This window comes from Rhizobium sp. OAE497 (assembly GCF_040546565.1).
Classification (GTDB): Bacteria; Pseudomonadota; Alphaproteobacteria; order Rhizobiales; family Rhizobiaceae; genus Rhizobium.
Map to the genome: position 1 here is coordinate 1,631,310 of NZ_JBEPOA010000001.1, position 22,403 is coordinate 1,653,712.

Annotated in this window: 16 protein-coding genes and 2 pseudogenes; 9 read left to right on the forward strand and 9 right to left on the reverse strand. The window is 62.0% G+C overall.

Features of this window, described 5'->3' with window-relative positions; all coding sequences use genetic code 11:
• Position 1 precedes the first annotated feature (1 nt).
• The 3 genes and pseudogenes from surE to ABIE40_RS08490 form a co-directional block, all read left to right on the forward strand.
• Positions 2–769 (forward strand): 5'/3'-nucleotidase SurE, encoded by a 768-nt coding sequence (gene surE, locus ABIE40_RS08480; RefSeq protein ID WP_199629383.1) that lies wholly within the window; start codon positions 2–4, stop codon positions 767–769.
• 7 nt (positions 770–776) lie between these two features.
• On the forward strand, positions 777–1,430 hold the full coding sequence (locus ABIE40_RS08485; protein WP_199629382.1) for a protein-L-isoaspartate(D-aspartate) O-methyltransferase: 654 nt from the start codon (positions 777–779) through the stop codon (positions 1,428–1,430).
• A gap of 166 nt (positions 1,431–1,596) precedes the next feature.
• Positions 1,597–3,201, forward strand: a pseudogene (locus ABIE40_RS08490) (LysM peptidoglycan-binding domain-containing protein); the annotation flags it as partial.
• 76 nt (positions 3,202–3,277) lie between these two features.
• Here ABIE40_RS08490 and ABIE40_RS08495 read toward each other — a convergent pair.
• Positions 3,278–4,150, reverse strand: coding sequence for an ATP-binding protein (locus ABIE40_RS08495; protein WP_199629380.1), 873 nt, complete (start codon positions 4,148–4,150; stop codon positions 3,278–3,280).
• Between the two features lie 209 nt (positions 4,151–4,359).
• On the opposite strand from ABIE40_RS08495, the gene yajC reads away from it, so the two are divergent.
• From yajC to ABIE40_RS08520, 5 genes are all read left to right on the forward strand, one after another.
• Positions 4,360–4,707, forward strand: coding sequence for a preprotein translocase subunit YajC (yajC, locus tag ABIE40_RS08500; protein ID WP_130278439.1), 348 nt, complete (start codon positions 4,360–4,362; stop codon positions 4,705–4,707).
• A 33-nt stretch (positions 4,708–4,740) separates the two neighbouring features.
• A complete protein-coding gene (gene secD, locus ABIE40_RS08505; protein WP_199629379.1) occupies positions 4,741–7,284 on the forward strand; it encodes a protein translocase subunit SecD in 2,544 nt (847 codons plus the stop codon).
• Positions 7,285–7,288: 4 nt separating this feature from the next.
• Positions 7,289–7,675 (forward strand): Mth938-like domain-containing protein, encoded by a 387-nt coding sequence (locus ABIE40_RS08510; RefSeq protein WP_112711586.1) that lies wholly within the window; start codon positions 7,289–7,291, stop codon positions 7,673–7,675.
• Between the two features lie 2 nt (positions 7,676–7,677).
• Positions 7,678–8,529, forward strand: a complete 852-nt coding sequence (locus tag ABIE40_RS08515; RefSeq protein WP_199629378.1) for a phytoene/squalene synthase family protein — start codon at positions 7,678–7,680, stop codon at positions 8,527–8,529.
• Positions 8,530–8,599: 70 nt separating this feature from the next.
• Positions 8,600–9,070 (forward strand): hypothetical protein, encoded by a 471-nt coding sequence (locus ABIE40_RS08520; protein WP_199629377.1) that lies wholly within the window; start codon positions 8,600–8,602, stop codon positions 9,068–9,070.
• A 7-nt stretch (positions 9,071–9,077) separates the two neighbouring features.
• On the opposite strand, the gene trmFO is transcribed toward ABIE40_RS08520, so the two are convergent.
• The 3 genes from trmFO to ABIE40_RS08535 form a co-directional block, all read right to left on the reverse strand.
• Positions 9,078–10,511: a methylenetetrahydrofolate--tRNA-(uracil(54)-C(5))-methyltransferase (FADH(2)-oxidizing) TrmFO gene (trmFO, locus tag ABIE40_RS08525; RefSeq protein ID WP_199629376.1), complete on the reverse strand. Its 1,434-nt coding sequence runs from the start codon at positions 10,509–10,511 to the stop codon at positions 9,078–9,080.
• Positions 10,512–10,583: 72 nt separating this feature from the next.
• Positions 10,584–12,239 (reverse strand): GNAT family N-acetyltransferase, encoded by a 1,656-nt coding sequence (locus ABIE40_RS08530; protein WP_199629375.1) that lies wholly within the window; start codon positions 12,237–12,239, stop codon positions 10,584–10,586.
• Between the two features lie 132 nt (positions 12,240–12,371).
• On the reverse strand, positions 12,372–12,818 hold the full coding sequence (locus ABIE40_RS08535; protein ID WP_354541068.1) for a winged helix-turn-helix transcriptional regulator: 447 nt from the start codon (positions 12,816–12,818) through the stop codon (positions 12,372–12,374).
• A 90-nt stretch (positions 12,819–12,908) separates the two neighbouring features.
• On the opposite strand from ABIE40_RS08535, the gene ABIE40_RS08540 reads away from it, so the two are divergent.
• Positions 12,909–14,117, forward strand: a complete 1,209-nt coding sequence (locus ABIE40_RS08540) for an MFS transporter (RefSeq protein WP_199629373.1) — start codon at positions 12,909–12,911, stop codon at positions 14,115–14,117.
• On the opposite strand, the gene ABIE40_RS08545 is transcribed toward ABIE40_RS08540, so the two are convergent.
• From ABIE40_RS08545 to ABIE40_RS08565, 5 genes and pseudogenes are all read right to left on the reverse strand, one after another.
• A complete protein-coding gene (locus ABIE40_RS08545; RefSeq protein ID WP_112711593.1) occupies positions 14,114–14,605 on the reverse strand; it encodes a hypothetical protein in 492 nt (163 codons plus the stop codon). The two genes, ABIE40_RS08540 and ABIE40_RS08545, sit on opposite strands and share 4 nt — an antisense overlap.
• A gap of 82 nt (positions 14,606–14,687) precedes the next feature.
• On the reverse strand, positions 14,688–16,034 hold the full coding sequence (locus ABIE40_RS08550; protein ID WP_199629372.1) for an HlyD family type I secretion periplasmic adaptor subunit: 1,347 nt from the start codon (positions 16,032–16,034) through the stop codon (positions 14,688–14,690).
• Between the two features lie 5 nt (positions 16,035–16,039).
• Positions 16,040–18,553 (reverse strand): type I secretion system permease/ATPase, encoded by a 2,514-nt coding sequence (locus tag ABIE40_RS08555; protein WP_502944778.1) that lies wholly within the window; start codon positions 18,551–18,553, stop codon positions 16,040–16,042.
• Positions 18,554–18,577: 24 nt separating this feature from the next.
• Positions 18,578–20,641 (reverse strand): hypothetical protein, encoded by a 2,064-nt coding sequence (locus ABIE40_RS08560; protein ID WP_199629371.1) that lies wholly within the window; start codon positions 20,639–20,641, stop codon positions 18,578–18,580.
• Positions 20,642–20,781: 140 nt separating this feature from the next.
• Positions 20,782–21,826, reverse strand: a pseudogene (locus ABIE40_RS08565) (fibrinogen-binding protein).
• Positions 21,827–22,403 lie beyond the last annotated feature (577 nt).

A 22,403-nucleotide genomic window follows, 5' to 3' on the forward strand; every position in this document is an offset into this window, starting at 1 on the left:
GATGCGCATTCTGCTCACCAATGACGATGGCATTCATGCCGAAGGCCTCGCAGCGCTTGAGCGGATTGCGCGCACTCTGTCCGACGACGTCTGGATCGTTGCACCCGAAACGGACCAGAGCGGCCTGGCGCATTCGCTGAGCCTCTCCGAGCCGCTGCGGCTGCGCAAGGTCTCCGACAAACATTTCGCCCTGCGCGGCACCCCGACCGATTGCGTCATCATGGGCGTCAAGCAGGTCATGGACATCAAGCCTGATCTGATCCTGTCAGGCGTCAATTCCGGCTCGAATGTCGCCGACGATGTGACTTATTCCGGCACCATCGCCGGCGCCATCGAAGGCACGATGCAGGGCGTGCGCTCCTTCGCGTTGAGCCAGGCCTATGTCTATGCCGATGGCGCGCGGATCGTCCCTTGGGAAGTCTGCGAGGCGCATGCGCCGGCACTTCTCGAAAAGCTGATGAAGGTCGATCTGCCCGAAGGCACGTTCCTGAACCTCAACTTCCCGAACTGCCGTCCGGATGAAGTCGATGGCGTCGAGGTCACCGCTCAGGGCAAGCTCGCCTTCAACCTGCAGGTCGATGCGCGCTCGGATGGCCGCGGTTTTCCCTATTACTGGCTGAAGTTCGGCGAGCGCGCCGGCGCCTTTGCCGCAGGCACCGATATCCACGCTTTGAAGCATAATAAGATTTCGGTAACGCCTTTGAAACTGGATTTGACCGATTATTCCGTGAAGGACCGCGTGGAGCGGGCGCTTTCAGGTACGGAGTAATCAGGCATTGTCAGCACGGCTGGTCGAGAAGGAAGGTTTTGCGGCCCTCGTATTGCGGCTGCGCGCCGAAGGTATTTCCGACATCGAGCTGCTGACCGCAGTCGAGCAGACGCCGCGCTCGCTCTTCGTACCGCCTCAATTTGCCGAGGATGCCTATTCGACGCGGACGATCCCGATCGAATGCGGTTCGTTCGTTGAAGGTGTCGATACAGCCGTCCGCATCCTGCATCACCTGAAGGTCAAGCCGGGCCAGCGCGTGCTCGAAGTTGGCACGGGCAGCGGCTTCATGGCCGCCGTCATGGGCCGCATGGCCGAGCGCGTTCTGACGATCGACCGCTACAAGACGCTGGTTGTCAACGCGCAGAAGCGCATGGACCAGCTCAGCCTGCGCAACATCATTGTGCGCCAAGCCGATGGCAGCAACGGCCTGCAGGGCGAGGGCACCTTCGACCGTATTCTCGTCACCGCCGCTTTCGCCTCCATGCCGCGATTCTATACCGACCAGCTGGTCTCCGGCGGCTCCATGATCGCGCCGCTGATGATCTCGGATGACGAGTGCCGGATGGTGCGTCTGACGAAGACCGGCAGCCGCTTCGAGCGCGAAGAGCTCTTCACCGTTCCCTACCTGCCCATCGTTCCGCGGCTCGCTTCGCAGCTCTGATCTCAGGCGCCACGCGCCGGTGCCTGCGGGCTGCGATTTCTCACCCGCAAAACTATGGTTATCAATTCCTCTAAAAAAACGCTCCAATTCCAGCGCTTTAACCGCGTGGTAATACTAACGCGCTTTAATACTCCCACAAATGGTTGCGTTGTGAGTGGGTCGTGTCATGAGTTTTTGTGTTTCGCCAAAGTTCGGAAGGTCGGCCTTCAATCTTCTGGCCGTCGCCTTGCTGGCGAGTGCGGCGACAGGCTGCAGTTCCGATGTGTCGCGCTTCAGCGGCGGTCTTTTCAGTTCCGGTCAGGATCAGATGACGACGGGTTCGGTCCCGCGCCGCAGCATGAGCGGTCTGCAGGGCGATCCGGTTCCGCAGGCTGATATGCAGGGCGGCGGCGCGATGCAGCCATCCTACGGCAACAACAATCAGGCCTATAACAACCAATCCTACAATCAGCCTTACCCGGCTTCGACCGGTGCGATCCGCTCCAATGCCCGCATGGCATCGGCTCCGGTCACCGTTCAGCGTTCCGAGCTCTCGGCTCCGACGGGCGCTGCACCGTCCGCTTCCCGCGAACGTCAGGAAGCGCTTGCTCAGCCGTTCCCGGCATCACCCTCGGCTTCCGCTCCGCGCAAGATGCAGGCTGCACCGAAGCTCGCGGCTCCGGACAATCTGACGACCGGCTCCACGCCAAAGGCAAGCGGCTGGTCCTCGTCCAACGCTCCGTCGGTCACGGTTCGTCCGGGCGAAAGCCTCGCCGTTCTCGCCCGCCGCTACGGCGTTCCGGAAAAGGAAATCCTCCGCGTCAACAACATGAAGTCTGCCTCGGCCATCCAGCCCGGTCAGACGATCCTGATCCCGACCTTCAACGGCGGCAGCAATGCTGCGAAGTCGGCGGCGCAGACGGCAGACCTTTCCAAGCAGGGCAAGGCTCCCGAGCCCTACAAGGCACCGGAACAGAACGTTGCCGTTCTGCCGGGCGCGAACACGGTCCGCGACAAGTCGCAGGTCACCGCCGACGGTTCCATGGGCAAGGTCGCGGCAGCTGGTGGCAAGGCTCCAGCCGGCAGCGGCAGCTACACGGTCAAGCAGGGTGACTCGCTTGCCAAGATCGCCAAGTCGACCGGTGCCAGCGTCGACGCCATCAAGTCTGCAAACAACCTGCAGGCAAGCTCGATCCGCATCGGTCAGACGCTGACCATTCCGGGCGGCTCTGCCGGTACCGACCAGATGAAGACGGCTTCGATCCCGGCTAAGGCCGCCGAGCCGAAGGCTGCTGCTCCGGCCGCAACCGAAACCGCATCGAACCAGCCTGCCGCCTACAAGGCACCGGCTGCGACGCAGACCGTCGACGAAGTCGAGAAGAAGTCCGATGTCGCCTCCGCGGCTCCGGAAGCAACGGGTATCGGCAAGTATCGCTGGCCGGTTCGCGGTGCGGTCATCGCCGCCTACGGCGCCAACGTCAACGGCAGCCGCAACGACGGTATCGACATCTCGGTTCCGCAGGGCACGCCGATCAAGGCCGCCGAAAACGGCGTCGTCATCTATGCCGGCAACGGCCTGAAGGAACTGGGCAACACGGTTCTCGTCCGCCACGACGACGGCACCGTCACCGTCTACGGCAATGCCGATACGCTGAGCGTCACCCGTGGCCAGAAGATCCAGCGCGGCCAGACCGTCGCCGTCTCCGGCATGAGCGGCAACGTCAAGCAGCCGCAGGTCCATTTCGAAGTCCGCAAGGATGCTTCGCCGGTCAATCCGATCACGTTCCCTCGAATAGTTAGCGCGTACGAGGAAATGCGAAAGCCCGGCTTCGAGCCGGGCTTTTTGCGTTCTGGCGATTTGTCTTATCTCAGTCGCGGGCGAGCGCGATGCGCATGCGTCCGGCGAGGTCCTGCACGTATTGCCAGGCAACGCGGCCGGAGCGCGCGCCGCGGGTCGTCGCCCATTCCAGCGCCTCGGCATGCAGCTTCTCGCGCTCGAGCGGCAGCTTGAAGTGATCGGCATAGCCGTCGATCATCGTCAGGTAATCTTCCTGGCTGCACTTGTGGAAGCCGAGCCAGAGGCCGAAGCGATCGGACAGCGACACCTTCTCCTCGACAGCCTCTGACGGGTTGATCGCCGTCGACTGCTCGTTCTCCATCATATGGCGCGGCAGAAGGTGGCGGCGGTTCGACGTTGCGTAGAACAGCACGTTGTCCGGGCGTCCCTCGACGCCGCCGTCGAGCGCTGCCTTCAGCGACTTGTAGGCGGTGTCGTCATGATCGAAGGAGAGGTCGTCGCAGAACACGATGATCCGGTGCGGCACATCCTTCATCAGGTCGAGCAGGGCGGGCAGGCTGGCAATATCTTCGCGGTGAACCTCGACGAGCTTCAGCGATACGCCGCTCTCACGCCGCACATCCTCATGCACGGCCTTGACCAGCGACGACTTGCCCATGCCGCGCGCCCCCCAGAGCAGGACGTTGTTGGCGGCAAACCCTTCGGCGAAGCGCACGGTGTTCTCGTGGAGAATATCGCGGACATGATCGACGCCGCGGATCAGCTTCAGCGCCACCCGGTTCGGCCGCGCCACCGGCTGCAGATGCTGGCGGGCAGGGGACCAGACGAAACAGTCTGCCGCCGTCCAGTCATTGACCGCCGGTGGCGGACCGGCCAGCCGTTCGACGGCCGCCGTCAGCCTCTTGAGCTCCTGCAGAATGACGCTGTTGATCTCGTCAGTCATGCGATGTCCTCCTGAATTTCGTGCGGCAGGACGCCGCCTGCCGTCTTTCGTGGCGGGGTAGCATGGCCTTTCCACAGCCGAAAGGTTATCAGGCAGCGGATTCGGTACGCCTCACGGCTGTTTTTGTTGCATTCGTTCTTACCGCAACTATAGTCCGGCCACTGAAAAGAGAGGCGGAATTTCGCCGCCCGCAGCTGAGGAGTTTATCAATGTTCATCACCCCGGCATTTGCCCAGGCCGCAACGGATACTGCCGCGTCGCCATTCGGCTCCGGCTTCGAAATGATCATCCTGTTCGTGCCGCTGATGGTCGTCTGGTATTTCCTGCTGATCCGTCCGCAGCGCGCCCAGGCCAAGAAGCGCGCCGACACGCTTTCCGCAATCCGCCGCGGCGACCAGGTCGTTACCGCCGGTGGTCTCGTCGGCAAGGTCACGAAGGTCGTTGACGACAAGGAAGTTGAAGTGGAAATTGCTGAAGGCGTACGCGTTCGCGTCGTCCGCAGCGGTATTGCCGATGTTCGCGTCAAGGGCGAGCCGGTCAAGGCCGACGCTGCATAACATTGCTTTCGGCAGCCAGATCGGAAAGGCAGAATGCGTCAATTTTCCCTTTGGAAAACTCTTCTGATCTGGTTTGCCATCGTCGCGGCGGCACTGGCCGCCGCGCCAAATCTTTTCTCCCCCAATACACTTGCTTCCCTGCCGCAATGGCTGCCGCACAAGGCACTGACGCCAGGCCTCGATCTCAGGGGCGGCGCCTATCTCGTCGTCAAGATCGACCGTGCCGATATCGTCCAGAGCCGGCTTGAGAGCACCGTTGCCAGCGTCCGCACGCGGCTGCGCGATGCCAATATCCGCTATACCGGACTTGCCGGAAACGCCCAGACGGTCGAGGTCCGCATTACCGACGCCGCCCAGATCGATCGCGCGCTGTCTCTGCTTGCACCGCTCGCCGTACCGGCCGGCGGCGTTCCCGATGCCGATATCGCGATCACCAAGGCGAATGACGGCCAGATCAACCTGCAGATCAGCGACAAGGCGATCGATCGTACGCTCGCCTCGGCGCTAGAGCGCTCGGTCGCGATCGTTGCCCACCGCGCCATCGAAGCCGGCGGCATCGATCCCATCATAACGCCCACGGGCCGCGACCGGCTGGTCGTCCAGATCCCGGGTCTCGGCGATCCGCAGCGTTTCAAGGACCTGCTGAGCCAGCCGGGCAAGCTGACGTTCCGCCTCGTCGATTCGAGCGTCAGCGCACAGGATGCGATGGCCGGCAGCGTGCCGCCCGGATCCGAGATCGTCTATTCGCAGGATGACCCGCCGATCGCCTATCTCGTTGAGCGGGCCGAAGTGCTGCATGCGTCCGATCTCGGCGATTTCGCCATCGAACCAGGCCCGACGCCGGATACGTCCTTCTTGACCTTCAATTTCAATCTCGACGGCTCGCGCCGCTTTACCGATCTGGTCGAGAAGAATGCCGGGCGCACGCTGGCGATCCTGCTTGACGATCAGGTGCTGACCGCACCCGAGCTCAGCAAGCTGCCGGTCGGTGACAGCAGCCGCATTCCGCTGAACTATTCGCCCGACGAAAGCGAAGACCTCGCCGCCATGCTGCGCTCCGGCCCGCTGCCGGCGGCGCTGACCATCGTCGAGGAGCGGACGATCGATCCGGGCCTCAGCGGTGATGCGATCTATGCCGGCCTGATTGCCGGCATCATCGGCGCCGTGCTGGTGGCCGGGCTGATGATCGGCCTCTACGGCATGCTCGGCGTCATCGCCAGCGTTGCCCTGCTGGTCAACCTTTTGATGATCGTCGCCGTGCTGACCGTCTTCGGGGCGCCGCTGACGCTGCCCGGCCTTGCCGGCATGGTCCTGATGATTGGCATCGCCGTCGATGCCTGCGTGCTGATCTATGAGCGTATCCGCGAGGAGCTGAAGGCCGGCCTGCATCTGGATCAGGCGATTTCCGCCGGCTATTCGCGCGCCTTCATGACCGTGGTCGATGCCAGCATCACCATGCTGGTGGCCGCCGCCATCCTCTTCTACCTCGGCAGCGACGCGATCCGCGGCTTTGCCGTGACGCTGGCGGCCGGGATCATCACCACGGCCTTCACCGCCTTCCTTTTCACCCGTCCACTGGTCGAGGCATGGGTGCGCCGCCGCCGCTTGAGGCACCTGCCGAAGAGCGTCCATACCGACGTCTTCGACGGTACCGCAGTCCGGTTCATCGGCATCCGCCGCTACACTTTCACGGCGCTCGCAGCCCTTTCGCTCGTCTGCATGCTGGGTGTCGCGACCGCAGGCATGCATCTCGGCGTCGATTTCACCGGCGGCTCGCTGATCGAGGCCCGCTCGAAGGACGGTACTGCCGACGCAGACGATATCCGTTCGCGCCTCAGCGAGCTCAATCTCGGCGATGTCGAGGTCAAGCGGCTGCGCGATCCGGCCAGTGCCATGATCCGCCTGCAGTCGCAGGGCGGCGGCGACAACGCCGAACAGTCGGCGATCTCGCTGGTGCGCAGCGAATTGCAGGACGAATACGATTTTCGCCGTTTGGAAGTGGTCGGCCCGGCCGTGTCGGGCGAGCTTGCCCGCACTGCGACGCTCGGCGTTCTCGCGTCGCTGTTGGCAATCCTGATCTATATCTGGATCCGCTTCGAGTGGCAGTTCGCGATCGGCGCGATCATCGCCACGCTGCACGATGTCATCCTGACGCTCGGCTTCTTCGTGGTCACGGGCATCGAGTTCAACCTGACGAGTATCGCGGCGCTGCTCGTCATCGTCGGCTATTCGCTGAATGATACCGTCGTCGTGTATGACCGCATGCGCGAAAACCTGAAACGCTATACGCGCATGCCGTTGCCGATCCTGATCGACGCCTCGATCAACCAGACGCTGTCGCGCACCATCCTGACGGCCGCAACGACGCTGCTCGCGCTGCTGGCGCTGACGCTGTTCGGCGGCGAGGTGATCCGGCCCTTCGCGCTGGTGATGCTCTTTGGCGTTGCCGTCGGCACCTTCTCCTCCATCTATATTGCTGCGCCGGTCCTGATTCTCTTCAGGCTTCGCCCGAAATCCTACGACGACGAGGATGAGAACGAGACGGCAGGCGGCACACCTGGAAAGGCCACAGTCTAAAATCATGGCAAAAGGCATCGAAATCCGCGAGGCCCATTTCCCGGGCCGCGCGCCCATCGACACCTATGGCAATGGCGGCTTCCGCTTCGCCGACATGTCGCATCGCGGCTCCATCCTGTGCCTGCCCTCGGGCATCCACGGCTGGGATATGGATATGACCAAGCCGCTGTCGGTGGAGAATTTCACGAAGGTTCTCGATGAAGCCGGCGATATCGAAGTGCTGCTGGTCGGCACCGGTACGGAGCTCCGGCGCCTGCCGCCGGAATTGAAGCAGGCGCTGAAGGCGCGAGGCATCTCGTCGGATCCGATGAGCACCGGCGCTGCGGTTCGCACCTACAACATCATGCTTGCCGAATCCCGCGCAGTCGCAGCGGCATTGATCGCGGTCTGACCATGTCCGAGACGAAGCCTGGAAACCAGGAGATCTGCCTGGCGATGCTGCGCGACAATGATCGCGACCGCTATCTCGCGAGCCTGCTGTCGCCGGACGACAAGCGCGCCGCACTCGTTGCCCTCTATGCCTTCAATGCCGAACTCGCCAAGGTCCGCGATCTCGTCCATGAGCCGCTGCCAGGCGAAGTGCGCATGCAATATTGGCGCGACCTCCTGGAAGGCAGCGCCCATGGCTCGACCGAAGCCAATCCGGTTGCAGCCGAATTGCTGACCGCCATCGAGGCGCACCGCCTGCCGCGCCAGACGCTGGTCAACATGATCGAGGCGCGCATCTTCGATCTCTATGACGATCCGATGGAAAGCCGCAGTGCGCTGGAAGGCTATGCAGGCGAAACCGCCTCGGCGCTGATCCAGCTCGCAAGCCTCGTCCTGTCGCCCGAGGATGCCGCGAAGTCTGCCGATGCGGCGGGCCATGCAGGTGTCGCGCAGGCGATCGCCGGCATGCTGCTGTTGATGCCGCTGCACCGCCACCGCGGGCAGGTCTATATCCCGCTTGAAATCCTGAGCGCCACCGGCCTCGACCGCGACAGCTTCCTGGCGGGCGAGGACAAGGTGAGGATTTCGGCGGCCATCGAGGCCTTCGCCGGTCTCGGCCGCGATCATCTGGCTAAGGCACGGGCGGCAATGCTTCCGGCAAGCGTCTTCCCGGCCTTCCTGCCGGCGACGATCGCCGAGCCGGTGCTGAAGAAGGCGCAGAAGGCAGGGGCAGGGCTCTTCGACCAGCCGCTTCAATCCGCCCAGTGGCGCCGTCAATTCGCCATGACCATGGCGATGATGCGCAAGAAAATCTGAGCCGAGTTCAAACTCGCGCAAGGCTCAGGCATTATAAGGCGGCAACCGCAAGTCCTTTTGGAGAACGGCGTTGAGCATTATCGTCTGGATCGTCATTTTCGCAGCCCTGTTCCTGCTCGCCTTCGTGGCAACGCGGATGGCATCGCAGAACCGCGATGAAGAGGGTTTGCGCGACATGGGTCTGGCGATCCTCGAGTTCAATCGCGCCTTCCCGCATGAGGCGATCCGCCAGCTCCAGGCAACGGCCGATGGCCAGGTGGTCTTCGTGCGCCTGCATGACAACAAGGCTGGTTTCATGCGCAGCATGCACCGCCACTTCTCCTGCCACGTGCTTCAGCCGGGCAGGGTGCGGGTCGCAAGCTCGGAAACGGGCAAGGGACTGGTGATCGATTTTCTCGACCATCCGCATCAGAACGGCACCTTCGAATTCGTCTCGGCCAAGGAGGCGTCCGAAGTCTCGCTCTGGCTGCTCGGCAATTATGTCGCCGATGCCGATCTGGTGCTGCGGCCGGCCGAAAAGCCGGCAGCCAACAATCATTGATCTCTGATCAGGCGCTTTCGGCGAGCGGTACGCTCTGGCCGAGCCACGCGGCGCAATCGGCAAGCGCCCGCTTGGCGATCAGCTGACGCTTCATGATCGTCTTGTCCTTGCCGCGGAAGCGCTTGACGCCCTCCGGCTTGACGATCGAACCTGGCTGCAGCTCTGGGAACAGTCCGAAATTGATGTTCATCGGCTGGAAGGAGCGCTTGCCCGGTTCCTCGTCAGTCACCAGATGGCCGCCGGTGATATGGCCAAGCAGAGAGCCAAGCGCCGTCGTGACAGGCGGTAGCGATACCGCTTCGCCCTTGCGCTCAGCAGCCGCGAAGCGTCCGGCCAGAAGACCGACGCTGGCGCTTTCGACATAGCCCTCGCAGCCGGTGATCTGACCGGCAAAGCGCAGACCGGGGCGCGACTTCAGCGTCAGCGAATGATCGAGCAGCGTCGGCGAGTTGATGTAGGTGTTGCGGTGCAGGCCGCCGAGGCGGGCAAATTCCGCATTTTCGAGACCGGGGATCATCCGGAAGATATCCGCCTGCGCGCCGTATTTCAGCTTCGTCTGGAAGCCGACCATATTGTAGAGCGTGCCCAGCGCATTGTCCTGTCGCAGCTGCACGACGGCATAGGCCTTCACCGTTGGATTATGGGAGTTGGTGAGACCCATCGGCTTCATCGGCCCGTGGCGCAGCGTTTCGCGGCCGCGCTCGGCCATGATCTCGATCGGCAGGCAGCCGTCGAAATAGGGCGTGCCTTCCCATTCCTTGAAGCCGACGGTGTCGCCGGCGATCAGCGCATCGACGAAGGCATTGTACTGCTCTTCGGTCATCGGGCAGTTGATGTAGTCCTTGCCGGTGCCGCCGGGGCCGACCTTGTCGTAGCGCGACTGATACCAGCAGATATCCATGTCGATGCTCTCACGATAGACGATCGGCGCGATGGCATCGAAGAAGGCGAGCGCATCGGCGCCGGTCTCGGCCTGGATGGCTTCGGCAAGCGACGGTGCCGTCAGCGGGCCGGTGGCGATGATCGCCTGATCCCATTCCTTCGGCGGCAGGCCGGCGACTTCTTCGCGCACGACGGTGACGAGCGGATGCTCCTCGATCGCCCTGGTCACGGCTTCCGCGAAGCCGTCGCGGTCGACGGCAAGCGCGCCGCCCGCGGGCACCTGATGCTTGTCGGCGCAGGCCATGATCAGCGATCCGGCCATGCGCATCTCCGCATGGATGACGCCGACCGCATTGCTGGTCGCATCATCGGAGCGGAAGGAGTTGGAGCAGACGAGCTCGGCAAGGCTATCCGTCTTGTGCGCATCGGTGCCGCGAACGCCGCGCATCTCGTGCAGGATGACGGGGACGCCGGCATTGGCGATCTGCCAGGCGGCTTCGGAGCCTGCGAGGCCGCCGCCGATGACATGGATGGGGGAGTGGGAAGAGGTCTTGGTCATGGGCGGCTGATTATCACGCCTCGTCAGCGCAGGAAACTCCCGCGTTCAAAAAGGCAGGGCTTCGCACCACGATCAGGAGAAGGCCGGCTCCCGCTCGAATTTCGGCCGTGACGGTAGCGGCAGCACCCGCTTCGCCTGCTTGGCTTTCTTCGCCCGTACCTTCGGCTCCGGCCCCTGCTCGGTGACGATCCGGCGCAGGGCATCGCGCGCCTTCTCGGCATAGGCCTGCTGCTTTGGGTCGTCGTAGTTGAATTGCTCGATCATCGAGAAGGAGCGGGCGGCCTCGTCCTTCCGCCCGGCGCCGGCCAGCGCCACGCCCTGCTTGTAATAGGCCTGTGCATCATAGGGCGCGATCTGGATGATCTTGCCGAAGGTCTTGGCCGCCTGGTCATAGGTGCCGAGCGCCAGCTGTGTCTCGCCGAGCTTCAGATAGACGGGGGCGGGATCCTTGACGCGGCCGATCAGCGCTGTGAAAGCGGCTTCGGCCTCCGGTAGCATGCCGCGGTCGAAGGTCAGGCTCGCGAGCCCGAATTCGGCGCCGATATGGCCGGGCACGGTGGCGAGCAGCTGCTTGAAGGCGGCCTCCGCATAGGCCTTGTCGCCGCGCCGGTACATGTCGAGCGCCCGCTCATAGATGAAATCGACGCTGCGCCGATTGATGACCTCGCCGAGATTGCGGCCGGTGCGGCTGCGGAAGATGGTGCAGGAGAGCTGCCGCTCCTGTGGCCCGAACATGTACTTATAGGGCTCGGTGCCGCGCAGGAAGTCGTAGGTCTTGAAACCCTCGGCGATCGCCTTGCGGATGCAGTGGGCATGCAGGATGAGACCGGGAGAGGGCGTCTTCCACTCCTCGTCTCGGCCCGTGATATAGAATAGGACCGACTTCTTCTGCCGGTCGATCATGTTGGCCAGCACGCCGAGCGGCCGGTCGCCATACCAGAGGACGGGAACATCGAGATTGCCCGTCGCAAAGCTGTCCATCAGCAGGGTCCGCGTCCCGGCGATCAGCCGGTCGGTCCGTTCCTCGCCCTTCTTGGCAAGCCACTTGATCCGCCAGAACCTGAAGAGAATGTCGAGATCGCGCTCGATCGTCTGCGGCGTTGCCATGGTGATCCGGTAGTTCTCGTCGGCCTCGACCTTGCGCATGAAGCGGCGCAGCTTCTGCCGCGTCTGGCTGCTCATGCTGGTGTCGAGATAGGAGTCGAAACTGTCGGGCAGATGGACGACCGGGCAGATGCAATTGTCGATATTCTCGGCATTCTTCGGCGAGCTGTCGCGAAACATCACGTCAGGCCCCTCCAGCGCCCGCAGGAATGCGTCGCGGCGCTCCTGCGGCCCGTAGAAGAACTCGACCTTCAGATGCGTCCAGTTCTGCTGCTTGAGATATTGAGAGAAGCCTTCGATGGCGTTCTGCTCATAGGCAGGTTCGGCGAGGAAGCCGGTATAATCGGCCGAGCAGTTGCCGGCCATGATGATCTCGTCGATGAACTGGCCGGTCTTCTCGTCGTGCTGTGTGACCACCCGTAACGGGAAGAAGGCGACGTAGGGTGAACCTTCCGGCTTTTCGCGTAGCGCCAGCACGAACCAGCGGTTTCGCCGCGCGAGATAGGGCTTCAGCCAGATCCAGGAGAGGAAGTGCTGGGCGTAGGGATCGTTTCCATAGACCCGCTCCCACTGTTCGCGGAGCCCGTCGAAACCGGCCTCCGTGTCGATCACGTCAATGCGCATCATCCCCCTCCCAACACCCCTTACACAGTTCGGGAACCTGCATTCTATGGGGAAACGGCAGGCATCAAATATGCCGTTCGGATAAAAACCGGCATCAAATCGGGCTAGCCTTGCGGGTTAGGGAATGGCTGCTCAGCTAGGCGCAATCACCTGGGTATCCGGCCAGGCAATCCGCCGGCCATCGGCGGCGCGGAGTTCCAGCCGGGAAACCGGCGCGCCGCTCTCGGTATCGACGAGAACCGAGCGGCGCTCCTGCGGTCTGTAGCGATGCGCCTCGCCCCATTGGCGCAGGGCGACGATGACATGGAAGAGGTCGCGCCCTGCTGCGCTCAGCACATATTCCTGATAGGCGCTGCCATCGGAGGCAGGCACGAGGTCGAGAACGCCGGCTTCCACCAGGTCGCGAAGCCGGGTTGCCAGCATGCCCTTGGCAATCCCGAGATTCTGCTGGAAGGCGGTGAAGCGGGTGATGCCGTCGAAAGCGTCGCGAATGATCAGCAGCGACCACCAGTCGCCAATCGCATCGAGGCTACGTGCAACCGGGCACTCGGCCTCGCGAAAGCTCTTCCGCTTCATTATCGGTCCTCCATTCTGGTTCTAAAATAGAACTAGAACGTTCGCACCTCAAGTGGTCTCATCATTGAACTGGATTCAATCGGGATCACGCTTATGGACTTCCTCAAGGACACCCCATCGTCTGCCGGGGTAAAATCGAAACTCGGCTCCTGGACGCTGCTTCTCTTCGCGGTGACCTGCGGCGCAAGCGTCGCCAATGTCTATTATGCCCAACCGCTGCTCGGCTCGATTGCCTCGGATTTCGGCCTCGAGACTGCCGATATCGGTATCGTCGTGACGCTGACGCAGATTGGCTATGCCGCGGGTCTGCTGCTGATCGTGCCGCTCGCCGATATCGCCAACCGACGCCGGCTGGTGATTACACAGACGATGCTGCTTTCGGCCGCCGCCGCTGCCGTCGGCCTGGCGCCATCAACATTCATGCTGTTAGTCGCGATGATTGCTCTCGGGCTGCTGTCCGTCGTCGTTCAGGTGGTGGTCGCACTGACCGCGTCGCTGACAGGACCCGAGGAGCGGGGCCGGGCCGTGGGGCTGGTGACGAGTGGTGTCGTTATCGGCATCCTCGCCGCACGCCTCTGGGCCGGGCTGCTCGCCGATCTCGGTGGATGGCGGACCGTCTATCTGGCATCGGCAATGCTGATGCTGATCATTGGCGCGCTCCTAGCCAAGACCTTGCCGCATGAAATGCCATCCGGTTCGAAGGAAGGCTATGGCGCGATCCTCCGGTCCGTCCCGCAGCTCTTCCTGCGCGATCCTCTGTTACGCGCAAGGGCCGTGCTGGCTTTCCTGATCTTCGCAAGCTTCAGCACGCTCTGGACGGCAATGGTCCTGCCGTTGAGCGCTTCGCCCTATCTCATGTCGCATACGGCTATCGGCCTGTTTGGCTTGGCGGGCGTTGCCGGTGCCCTGGCGGCAAGCGGCGCCGGTCGGCTTGCGGATCGAGGCCTAGCGCAACCCGCCACCGGCGCCTCGCTGGCACTGCTGGCAATCTCCTGGGCGGCAATCCTCTGCCTGCCGGCTTCCCTGCCGGTCTTCCTGCTTGGCGTCGTCGCGCTCGATTTCGCGGTTCAGGCCGTGCATGTCACCAACCAGACGCTGATCTTCGCCGCCCGCCCGGAAGCACGAAGCCGCCTGGTCGGCGGCTATATGGTCTTCTATTCCGCGGACAGCGCGCTGGGCGCCATCACCTCGACGATGATCTACGCACATGCCGGTTGGCCGGGCGTCTGTGCGCTCGGCTGTTCATTCAGCGTGATAGCGCTGGTTTTCTGGTGGATCACGCGGCCGATGCCGAGGGCCTAGATATGCGCCGAGGCATGCTCGCTGGCATGGATGAACTCCCAGAGCGAATTGCTGATCGCCACGATCTCGCCGATCGAGCGCTCAAGCGCATCGAGCTCCCGCTGGTCGAGCTGCTCCACCTTGCCGTAGCGGATTTCCTTGTCGTCCTCGACGAGCCGCATCAGCTGCGTGGAGGAGATCTGCCCCTTGTCGTCGAAGGAATAGATGCAGTGATTGTATTTGTTGCGCATCTTCGATTCCTTCTTCAGCCGCATCATCATGTGAAGGATGGTCTTGCGGTCGGAAGCAGGGGTCGAGTGCAGCTTGGCGAGACGCTCGACAAGGTCGATGCGCGCCCGTGTGGTGTTCAGCGTCAGGAAAACCACGATCGCCGCATCCTTCTCCACCCTGAGAAGATGGGCGATGACATAGATCAGCAGGCTCTCGGTATTGGTCCAGACATAGTTCAGCCGCCCAACCCGCAAGAGCACGTCAGACATGGCCGCCATAGAAGCCTCCACCAACCGATCCTGCAAGCGAGAATACTGCAGATCGGCGGCGGAAGCTCCTAGTCTCTTTGTATTATAAATCTCAGCGCTCCTTGAAGGCACGCGACATGCTGTCGGTGATCGGCTTGGTGATATATTCGAAGAAGGTGCGCTCCGAGGTCTGGATCAACACGTCGGCCGGCATGCCGGGAACCGGGTGGAAATTATGCACTTTGGCGATCTCCGAATCCGGGATTTCGACGCGGACGATATAGACGTCCTTGGTCTGCAACCCGGCATTCTCTTCGATCGAGTCCGCCGAGACATAGAAGACCTTGCCATTGAGTACCGGCGTCGTGCGCCGGTTCAGCGCCGAAAGCCGGATCGCCGCCGTCTGACCTTCATGCAGCTGGTCGATAGAGGTGCGCAGCACCTGCGCTTCGATGATCAGCGGTACATGGGCCGGCAGGATTTCCATGATCGGCTTGCCGGTGGTGATGACGCCGCCGGCGGTATGATAATAGGCGCGCACGACCGTGCCGTTGACCGGCGAGCGGATGACGGTGCGCTCAAGCACGCCCTGTGCCTCGCGCACCTGCTCGCGCACGCTGTCGAGATCCGATTCAGCGGTTTCCAGCGCATCGAGCGCCGCCTGCTTGTTGGAGTTGACGGCAATGATCGCTTCCTGGCGGAACTTGGCGATCTCAGCCTCGCTCTCGTTGAGCTCGCCCTGCAGGCGCGAGATATCGCCCATCGCATCCGCCATGGCGCGCTCGATCGCCAGGAGGTCGGTCCTGCGCATATAGCCGACCTTGACGAGGCGGGCCTTGGAATCGCGCTCCTCGGTCAAAAGCGCCAGCTGCCGGTCGAAGGAGTCCTTCTGGCCGCTATAGCCCTTGTAGCGGTATTCGAGCGAAGCGATGTTCTTCTCTATCAGGTTCAGCTGTTCCTCGAGCTTCACCTGCTTGCTGTGAAAGACGATGTTCTGGCTCTGGATGATCGAGCCGATGTCGGGGTCGCTGGCTTCGGCCATGACGATGTCGGGGATCTTGAAATCCCGGTCGCCGGCGGCCTCGGCATGCAGGCGGGCAACGACGGCTTCCAGACGCAGACGCCGCAGTTTCAGCATGCGGTCGTTGGAGAGCGCTGCAGTCGGATCGAGCGTCAGCAGCACGTCGCCTTCCTTGACGACGTCGCCTTCGCTGACCCGCATGTCCTTGATGATGCCGCCTTCGAGATGCTGGACGATCTTGTTGTTGCCGGTTGCGACGAAGCTCCCCTGGGCGATGATCGCCGAGGCAAGCGGCGCGGTGCCGGCCCAAAAGCCGAAGCTGCCGAAGGATATGATCAGCACGGCAAGGCCGATCATCGTGTGATAGCGGATCGAGCGCGGAACCTCGCTATACCATTCGACCGGATTGTTGACCGTCTGCAGACTGGTCTGAGCCATTTCGATTACCCTTCGATACGCGGCTGAGGACGATTGTTGCCGTTGCCCTGCAGCGCCTGCAGAACTTCCATGCGCTCGCCGAACATGCCGACCGAGCCGTCCTTAAGCAGTAGGATCTTGTCGACGCATTGGAGAAGGGCAGGGCGCTGGGTGATGGTCACCGTGGTGATGCCCTGCTTCTTGGCATGGATCAGCGCGCGGGCAAGCGCAGCCTCGCCCTGCGTGTCGAGGTTGGAATTCGGCTCGTCGAGAACGACGAACTTCGGATTGCCGAAGAAGGCGCGGGCAAGCGCGATTCGCTGCTTCTGGCCGCCGGAAAGCGGTGCGCCATCGGCCGCGACGATCGTCTCGTAGCCCTGCGGGAAGCTGGCGATCAGCTCGTGCACGTCGGCCAGAACAGCAGCCTCGTAGATCTGGTGATCGTCGATATCGTCGCGCATGCGGGAGATATTCGCCTTGATCGTCCCGGGGAAGAGCTGCACGTCCTGCGGCAGATAGCCGATGCTTTCGCCGAACTGCCGCTGATCCCAGTTGCGCAGGTCCATCAGGTCGAGACGCACATTGCCCGATGTCGGCAGGATCGAACCGACCAGCATCTTGCCGAGCGTCGTCTTGCCGGAACCGGAATTGCCGATTACGGCAAGGGATTCGCCCTTCCTCAACGAGAAGGAAATGCCGTTGAGGATGACCTTCTTCTGCGGCGGCGGCACGAACAGGATGCGCTCGACATCGAGACGGCCTTCCGGATTGGGCAGGCGCAGCCGCGGGAAGTTGAGCGGCGAGTTGATCAGCAGCTGCTTGATGCGGCCATAGGCGGCAGCCGAGCGGTTGAACTGATGCCAGCCTTCAATCGCGCCCTCGATCGGCGCCAGCGCGCGTCCCGAAACGATGGAGGCGGCGATGACCATGCCGCCGGTCAATTCACCGGAGAGTGACAAATGCGCGCCCCAGCCGAGCAGTGCGACCTGCGTGATCATTCGGCAGGCCTTGGAGATGCCGGAGAAGATGATGTTGCGGTCCTGGGCGGCCACATGGCTCTTCAACGATCCGGCCGTCTCCCGGCCCCACATCTTCACCGCTTCCGGGATCATGGCGAGCGCATTGATGATCTGCGAGTTGCGCGCCATGGAATCGAGGTGGAAGTTGGCGCGGCTGAGATAGGTGTTTGCGTCGGCGAACTGCCGCGCCGTGAATTTCTGGTTCAGGTAGGCGATGAAGAACAGCACCGCGCAGCAGGCCATGATGATCAGGCCGAGATGCGGATGCACGAGATAGACCACGACGATGAACAGCGGCATCAGCGGCGCGTCGAGGAAGGCGATCAGCGTCCCTGACGTCAGGAAGCCGCGCAGCTGCTGCAGGTCCTGGAGGATCTGGTAGTCCTTGCCGGTGCCATGAAGCGAGGCGCGGGCGGCGGCGCTGAGGATCGGCGCCCCCAGCTGCACTTCGAGCTCGACGGCGGTGCGCATCAGGATGAAGCGGCGGATCGAATCGAGGAAGGCCTGGATCAGCACCGCACCCAGCACCGCGATCGTCAGCATGACCAGCGTATCAATCGAGCGGCTGGTCAGCACGCGGTCGGAGATCTGGAAGAGGTAGAGCGGAATCGCCAGCAGCAGAATGTTGATGGCGATGGTGAAGGCCATGACGATCACCATGTTGCGGCGGACTGCAGCAATGCCCTTGGCGAGGCTGGCCGCGAAATTCACCGGCTCGCTGCGCTTGTGGAAGTTCGCGCCGTTGCCGCCGCCACCGCCTCCGCCACCACCGGAATCCGGATCCTTGCCATTGCCGCCCCCGCCGGTCTTCAGCCGCCGGTCGTTTTCCTGCAGCGGGCCGGTATTGCCCTCGATCGTCTTGCCGAACGGGATCGTCGGGCTCTGCTTCAGCTCCGAAGGCTCCTGCGGAATGGCTTCCGGCATCTCCGGCGTTTGCGGTGTGCGGCGAGCGACTGTCTCTTCGGCTTCGGCCGCTGCCGGAGCGCTTACGGGTTCTGCCTGCACGGCCGGAGGCTCGACCACCGCTGTCGCGATTTCGACCGGTGCGGGAGGCGTTTCTACCTCTACGGCCTTGGGCTCTTCCAGAACCTCGGCCTGCTGAACGGTTGCGATTTCCGCCGTTGCTTCGATTACTGTCGGAGCCGCGACCTCCACTTCCGCCTGCGTCTCTGTTTCTTCATGCTCAACCGGTGCCGGCTCTTCGGCCTGGATCTCCGGTTCAACCAGAGCCGCAGCTTCGGGCACAGCGGCAATCTCGACTGCAGCAACCTCTTCCTCAGCCTCGACGGCTTCCGGCACCTCAGCCGTCCGTGCAAGATCCTCGGCGGCAGCGGCCCGGAAGGCAGCAGCTTCGGCGGCGCGCGCTGCGGCGCGCTTCTCGGTCAGCAGGCGAAGATTGGCGACAGCGTCGTCGATCGCCGACATGCAGGCATCGGTCATATCCTCGTCGAACGCGCTGCCGCGCCGGCCGAGTCCCAAAGTGCGGCTTCCGGTGAAGGTGTTCTTTGGAATGTGATTCATGGGAGCGCTTCCCTCTACTCAAAACTATGCGGTGACGCCTTGCATCACATCCGGGTGGGTCAGGTGCCATGCGTAGTCGTGGCCGCCATTGATCGTCACGTCGTCGGAGCCGCTGGCGTGCTGGTCGCTGTCGTTGCCGAGGAAGGCGATGGCTTCATTGGCAAGCGGCGCCTGCTGCGGCTGCGTCGTGTCGTGTTCGACAAGGCCACTCTGGATCAGAATCGCATCGGAATAGAGCTGGCCATTCAGGTAGGTCGTATGGCCAATCGTATCGTAATCCATGATCTGGGCGATGTTGACGACGGCATTGCTGCCGGTATCGACATGGATCGTGGCGTTCTGATTGTTCTGGGCGATCGACGAGATGACATGGGTGACGTCGTCGGAATCGCCGAGAATGCTCACCTGCTTGATGACGTTGACGTCATAGAGGTTGCCGGTGATGTAGAGGACGTTCAGCCCCGCATAGCCGGCAAAGTTGGCGTCATGGGCAAGCCCTTCCGGCATCGAGGGATCGCGCTCCTCGATCGCCTTCTGGGTGGCCGCCATGTAGTCGGGCATCGCCTGGAAGCGGTCGTTGGCGCCGACATTGTGGATTTCGGCAAGGTTCCAGATCAGGTTGTTGCCGCCCTGGATCGTGGCGCCGGGGGCACCGTCCTGGCCGCGGGCCCAATCATTGTCGTAGAGCACCGAGATCTGCGAGATGACGTTCATGTCGAGAACGTTGCCGCCGACGATCACCAGATCGTACTGCATGCCGATGCCGAACATCGACGCGAAATTGACGGCCGAGTTGCCACCCGTCAGCACGGTCGCATCCGTGCCGGTGGCGGTGATCGTCATCGTGTCGTTGTCGTTGATGAAGTGATACTGCTCGATCCAGTTGACGAAGGACACGTCGCCATTGACGACGCTGACGCGCCAGGCGGTCGGGAAGGTCGGATCGTGTCCGTCGTCGGTGGAGGCAGAATGCTGCGAGCCACCGTCGTCATAGACGCTGCGCTGGAAGCTGGCGATATTGTTGGCGACGGTCGCAGCACTCTGTGACTTGTTGAAGACGCCGCCGAAATCGTCGTGGTCGCTATAGATATAGCTCTGGGTGATCGCGTCGATCTGATGGTAGTTGCCCATCACGGCGGTCACGGACGAGATCACCGAGGTATCGGTAATCTGCACGATATTGGCGAGCACATTGGCGCCGGCGGCGATGTCCAGCGTATTGCCCGGGCCGCCATGCTCTTCCTGCGGCGTGTCGCTCTTGCTGTCTTCAAGGTCGGCCGGCGGCTTGGCGATGCCGCGGTCCGGCATCATGTCGTCGAGCACCGGTGCCGTCGTGGTGGCGACGCCGTTGACGATATAGGACGGACTGCTCAGATCGTCGCCGGCACTCTTATAGAGATAGGTCGGGCTGTCGGCATCGCCGTCGCTCACGAAGGTCGGCTGCGGTTGACCGTCAGGCGTCTGGTCGGACGCCTCCGGCATCGAGCGGATATAGTCGTGCATGCTGTCGGCGATTTTGGTCAGTGCCTCGGCATTGTCGGTCCGGTGGATCTCCTGCAACGGCGACAGCGCCTCGGCCTTTTCCTCATACTCGATCAGCTTCATCGTCACGAAACTGGTGTCGCGAGGATCGACCTGCTGATCCGACAGGTTCAGGAAGTCGTCGTCATAGAGGATGTTGATCTGCGAGACATGCGCGATCATCGAGCCCGGACCGGCATAGATCGGCAGCAGCGGATCTTCGCCCGGAACGGTGATCTGCGGGGTGAAATGCAGCCCCGTCAGGTCGCGATGCGCCAGCTCGTTCAGCTTGGCGATACTTTCCTCGAAGGCATGGCCGAGGAAGCGCGGATGCGCGAAATTGATGTCATAGGCGAGTGACCGGTAAGGCGCGCTCGGATCGTAGTCTTTCAGTTCGAGATCCGAGGCAAATTTCTGCGCGGCCGCTTCTTCGTCATGCGGCAGCGCGCTGTCTTCGGTCGGCCGAGAACCCTCGGCATAGGCATTGCGCATTTTCGCTTCTTCGGTCGCCGTATCGAATAGGCCGATGAAGTGCGCAATGATTTCTGAAAGCTTCTCTGTATGCATGGTGGCCCCTCCCGTTTGCCACGGTGCCCGGCCTCTCAACAGCATACCCGCCCGTCACGGATACTCTCGTGTGCTGCATCAAGCCGCCAAACTGCACCGGCGGGACCGCCGGTGCAGGATGTCTTGGACAGTCCTGGAGGTTATGCGCCGTCGTGCGAGTCCTGGCCCACGGTATTGGAGTCGTGGCCGATCGCGTCGAACGTATTGCTGAGCATGTTCGCGCCTTGCACGAGTTCCATGTGGATACCCGAATTTGCAAGGATCGAGGACGCATCCGCAACGCTCGAGCCGTTGACGTCGTCACCGGCACCGCCGGTCCAGCCGCCATGGTGGCCGAGATCGATACCTTCCGCACCGGTCGCGGTGTTGCCCGCGGTGGAGACGGAGTTGCTGGCGTGGGCGGCATCCATCTTCATGCTCCAGACCGAATCCTGGTCCGCAAGATGGTTCGCCTGGATGGCATTGAAGGCATTGCCGCCACCGAGGCTGCCGTTCAGGATGTTGTCGACATCCAGGGTGAAGGAGAAGTTGTCACCGAGGTTGAAGTTCACGTCACCCGCCGGCGATGCCGAGGTTGTCGAAGTCCTTGACGTCATGAACCGTCGCGAAGTCGTCGTCCGACTTGTTGAAGCTGTCCGCCGTATTCGTGGTGTCGTTGTCGGTCTTGTTGAAGCTGTCAGCCGTATTGAAGCTGTCGCTCGTCGTGGTCGTCTTGACGTCGGTATCGGTGACCGTCTTGATGTCGGTGTCGGTCTTCGTGTTGATATCGTTGTCGCTGTACGACTTGCTGTCGTAGCTCCAGTCATAGTCCGACTTCACATCCGTATCGGTGATGGTGGTCGTCTTGGTGTCCGCATCATTGATATTGGTGTTGGTCGTCTTGCTGTCGTAGTCCCAATCGTAGCTGTTGTCGCGATTGTTGCCGTTCAGCAGATCGAGCGTAGCGTCGACAGTGATATCCGAACTGTTGTCGCTGTTATCGCTGTTGTTGCTATTGTCGCTGTTATCACTGTTGTCGGTATTCGTGGTGTTGTCGCGGTTGTCGCCATTGGCAAGGCCGCCGATATAGGCGGTCGAGCCGTTCGAGGTGTCCGGATCATTGATTGCGGTATTGCCCAGGAAACCGTCGGCAAGCGCACCGATGTTGTTGGTTTCGGTGTCGCCACCGGGCTGATAATTAGACATTTCGCTTCCTCCAAAGGAATTCGGAGCAGTGTGCGAAATCCCTCTCATCTCAAATGGGATTTACTCGCGCTTACTCCGATACTGTTACTGGTATGCAGATGTATGCATTACCTGATCATCTGCGGTTCAATTTTCGGTTTGTTGGCCAAACCTGACGTATTGGATTGCGCGTAACTCAGTACAAGGACGCACAGATCTAGTTCCGCAATCATGTGATTGAAGACTTCATGCTTTCAGTTGTTTGAGTTGCCCCAATAGAAAAGCAGAGATATCGCAGTCGTGAGGGGATATTCCGCGTTTCGGGTGCCGCCAGTCAGCGACCCTAGAACTTTGGGGGAGAAATACTGAACTTCCTAGATACCAATTCGGGCTAGCGCTTCGGAGCCTTGTGCTCTTCGCCCGGACTGATCAAGCGCGCTCTCCGATCATCCCCAAGGTTAAACCGGAACGCGCCGGAGGTCGCCCCCATTTGCGGGCGATCAAGCTGCTTCGCTTTGGCTCAAGTCTACGTCAAAAGACTTGCACAAGTAACATTCCGGTTAATTGGCGCTGGCCGAAAGAGTGAAAAAGACCGCCT

Bases quoted from the DNA above. Each gene is read 5' to 3' on its own strand.
- ABIE40_RS08495 (WP_199629380.1), bottom strand. From the start codon at position 4,150: ATGACTGACGAGATCAACAGCGTCATTCTGCAGGAGCTCAAGAGGCTG.
- ABIE40_RS08555 (WP_502944778.1), bottom strand. From the start codon at position 18,553: ATGAATCACATTCCAAAGAACACCTTCACCGGAAGCCGCACTTTGGGA.
- secD (WP_199629379.1), top strand. From the start codon at position 4,741: ATGCGTCAATTTTCCCTTTGGAAAACTCTTCTGATCTGGTTTGCCATC.
- yajC (WP_130278439.1), top strand. From the start codon at position 4,360: ATGTTCATCACCCCGGCATTTGCCCAGGCCGCAACGGATACTGCCGCG.
- ABIE40_RS08550 (WP_199629372.1), bottom strand. From the start codon at position 16,034: ATGGCTCAGACCAGTCTGCAGACGGTCAACAATCCGGTCGAATGGTAT.
- trmFO (WP_199629376.1), bottom strand. From the start codon at position 10,511: ATGACCAAGACCTCTTCCCACTCCCCCATCCATGTCATCGGCGGCGGC.
- ABIE40_RS08510 (WP_112711586.1), top strand. From the start codon at position 7,289: ATGGCAAAAGGCATCGAAATCCGCGAGGCCCATTTCCCGGGCCGCGCG.
- ABIE40_RS08560 (WP_199629371.1), bottom strand. From the start codon at position 20,641: ATGCATACAGAGAAGCTTTCAGAAATCATTGCGCACTTCATCGGCCTA.
- surE (WP_199629383.1), top strand. From the start codon at position 2: ATGCGCATTCTGCTCACCAATGACGATGGCATTCATGCCGAAGGCCTC.
- ABIE40_RS08530 (WP_199629375.1), bottom strand. From the start codon at position 12,239: ATGCGCATTGACGTGATCGACACGGAGGCCGGTTTCGACGGGCTCCGC.
- ABIE40_RS08515 (WP_199629378.1), top strand. From the start codon at position 7,678: ATGTCCGAGACGAAGCCTGGAAACCAGGAGATCTGCCTGGCGATGCTG.
- ABIE40_RS08545 (WP_112711593.1), bottom strand. From the start codon at position 14,605: ATGGCGGCCATGTCTGACGTGCTCTTGCGGGTTGGGCGGCTGAACTAT.
- ABIE40_RS08540 (WP_199629373.1), top strand. From the start codon at position 12,909: ATGGACTTCCTCAAGGACACCCCATCGTCTGCCGGGGTAAAATCGAAA.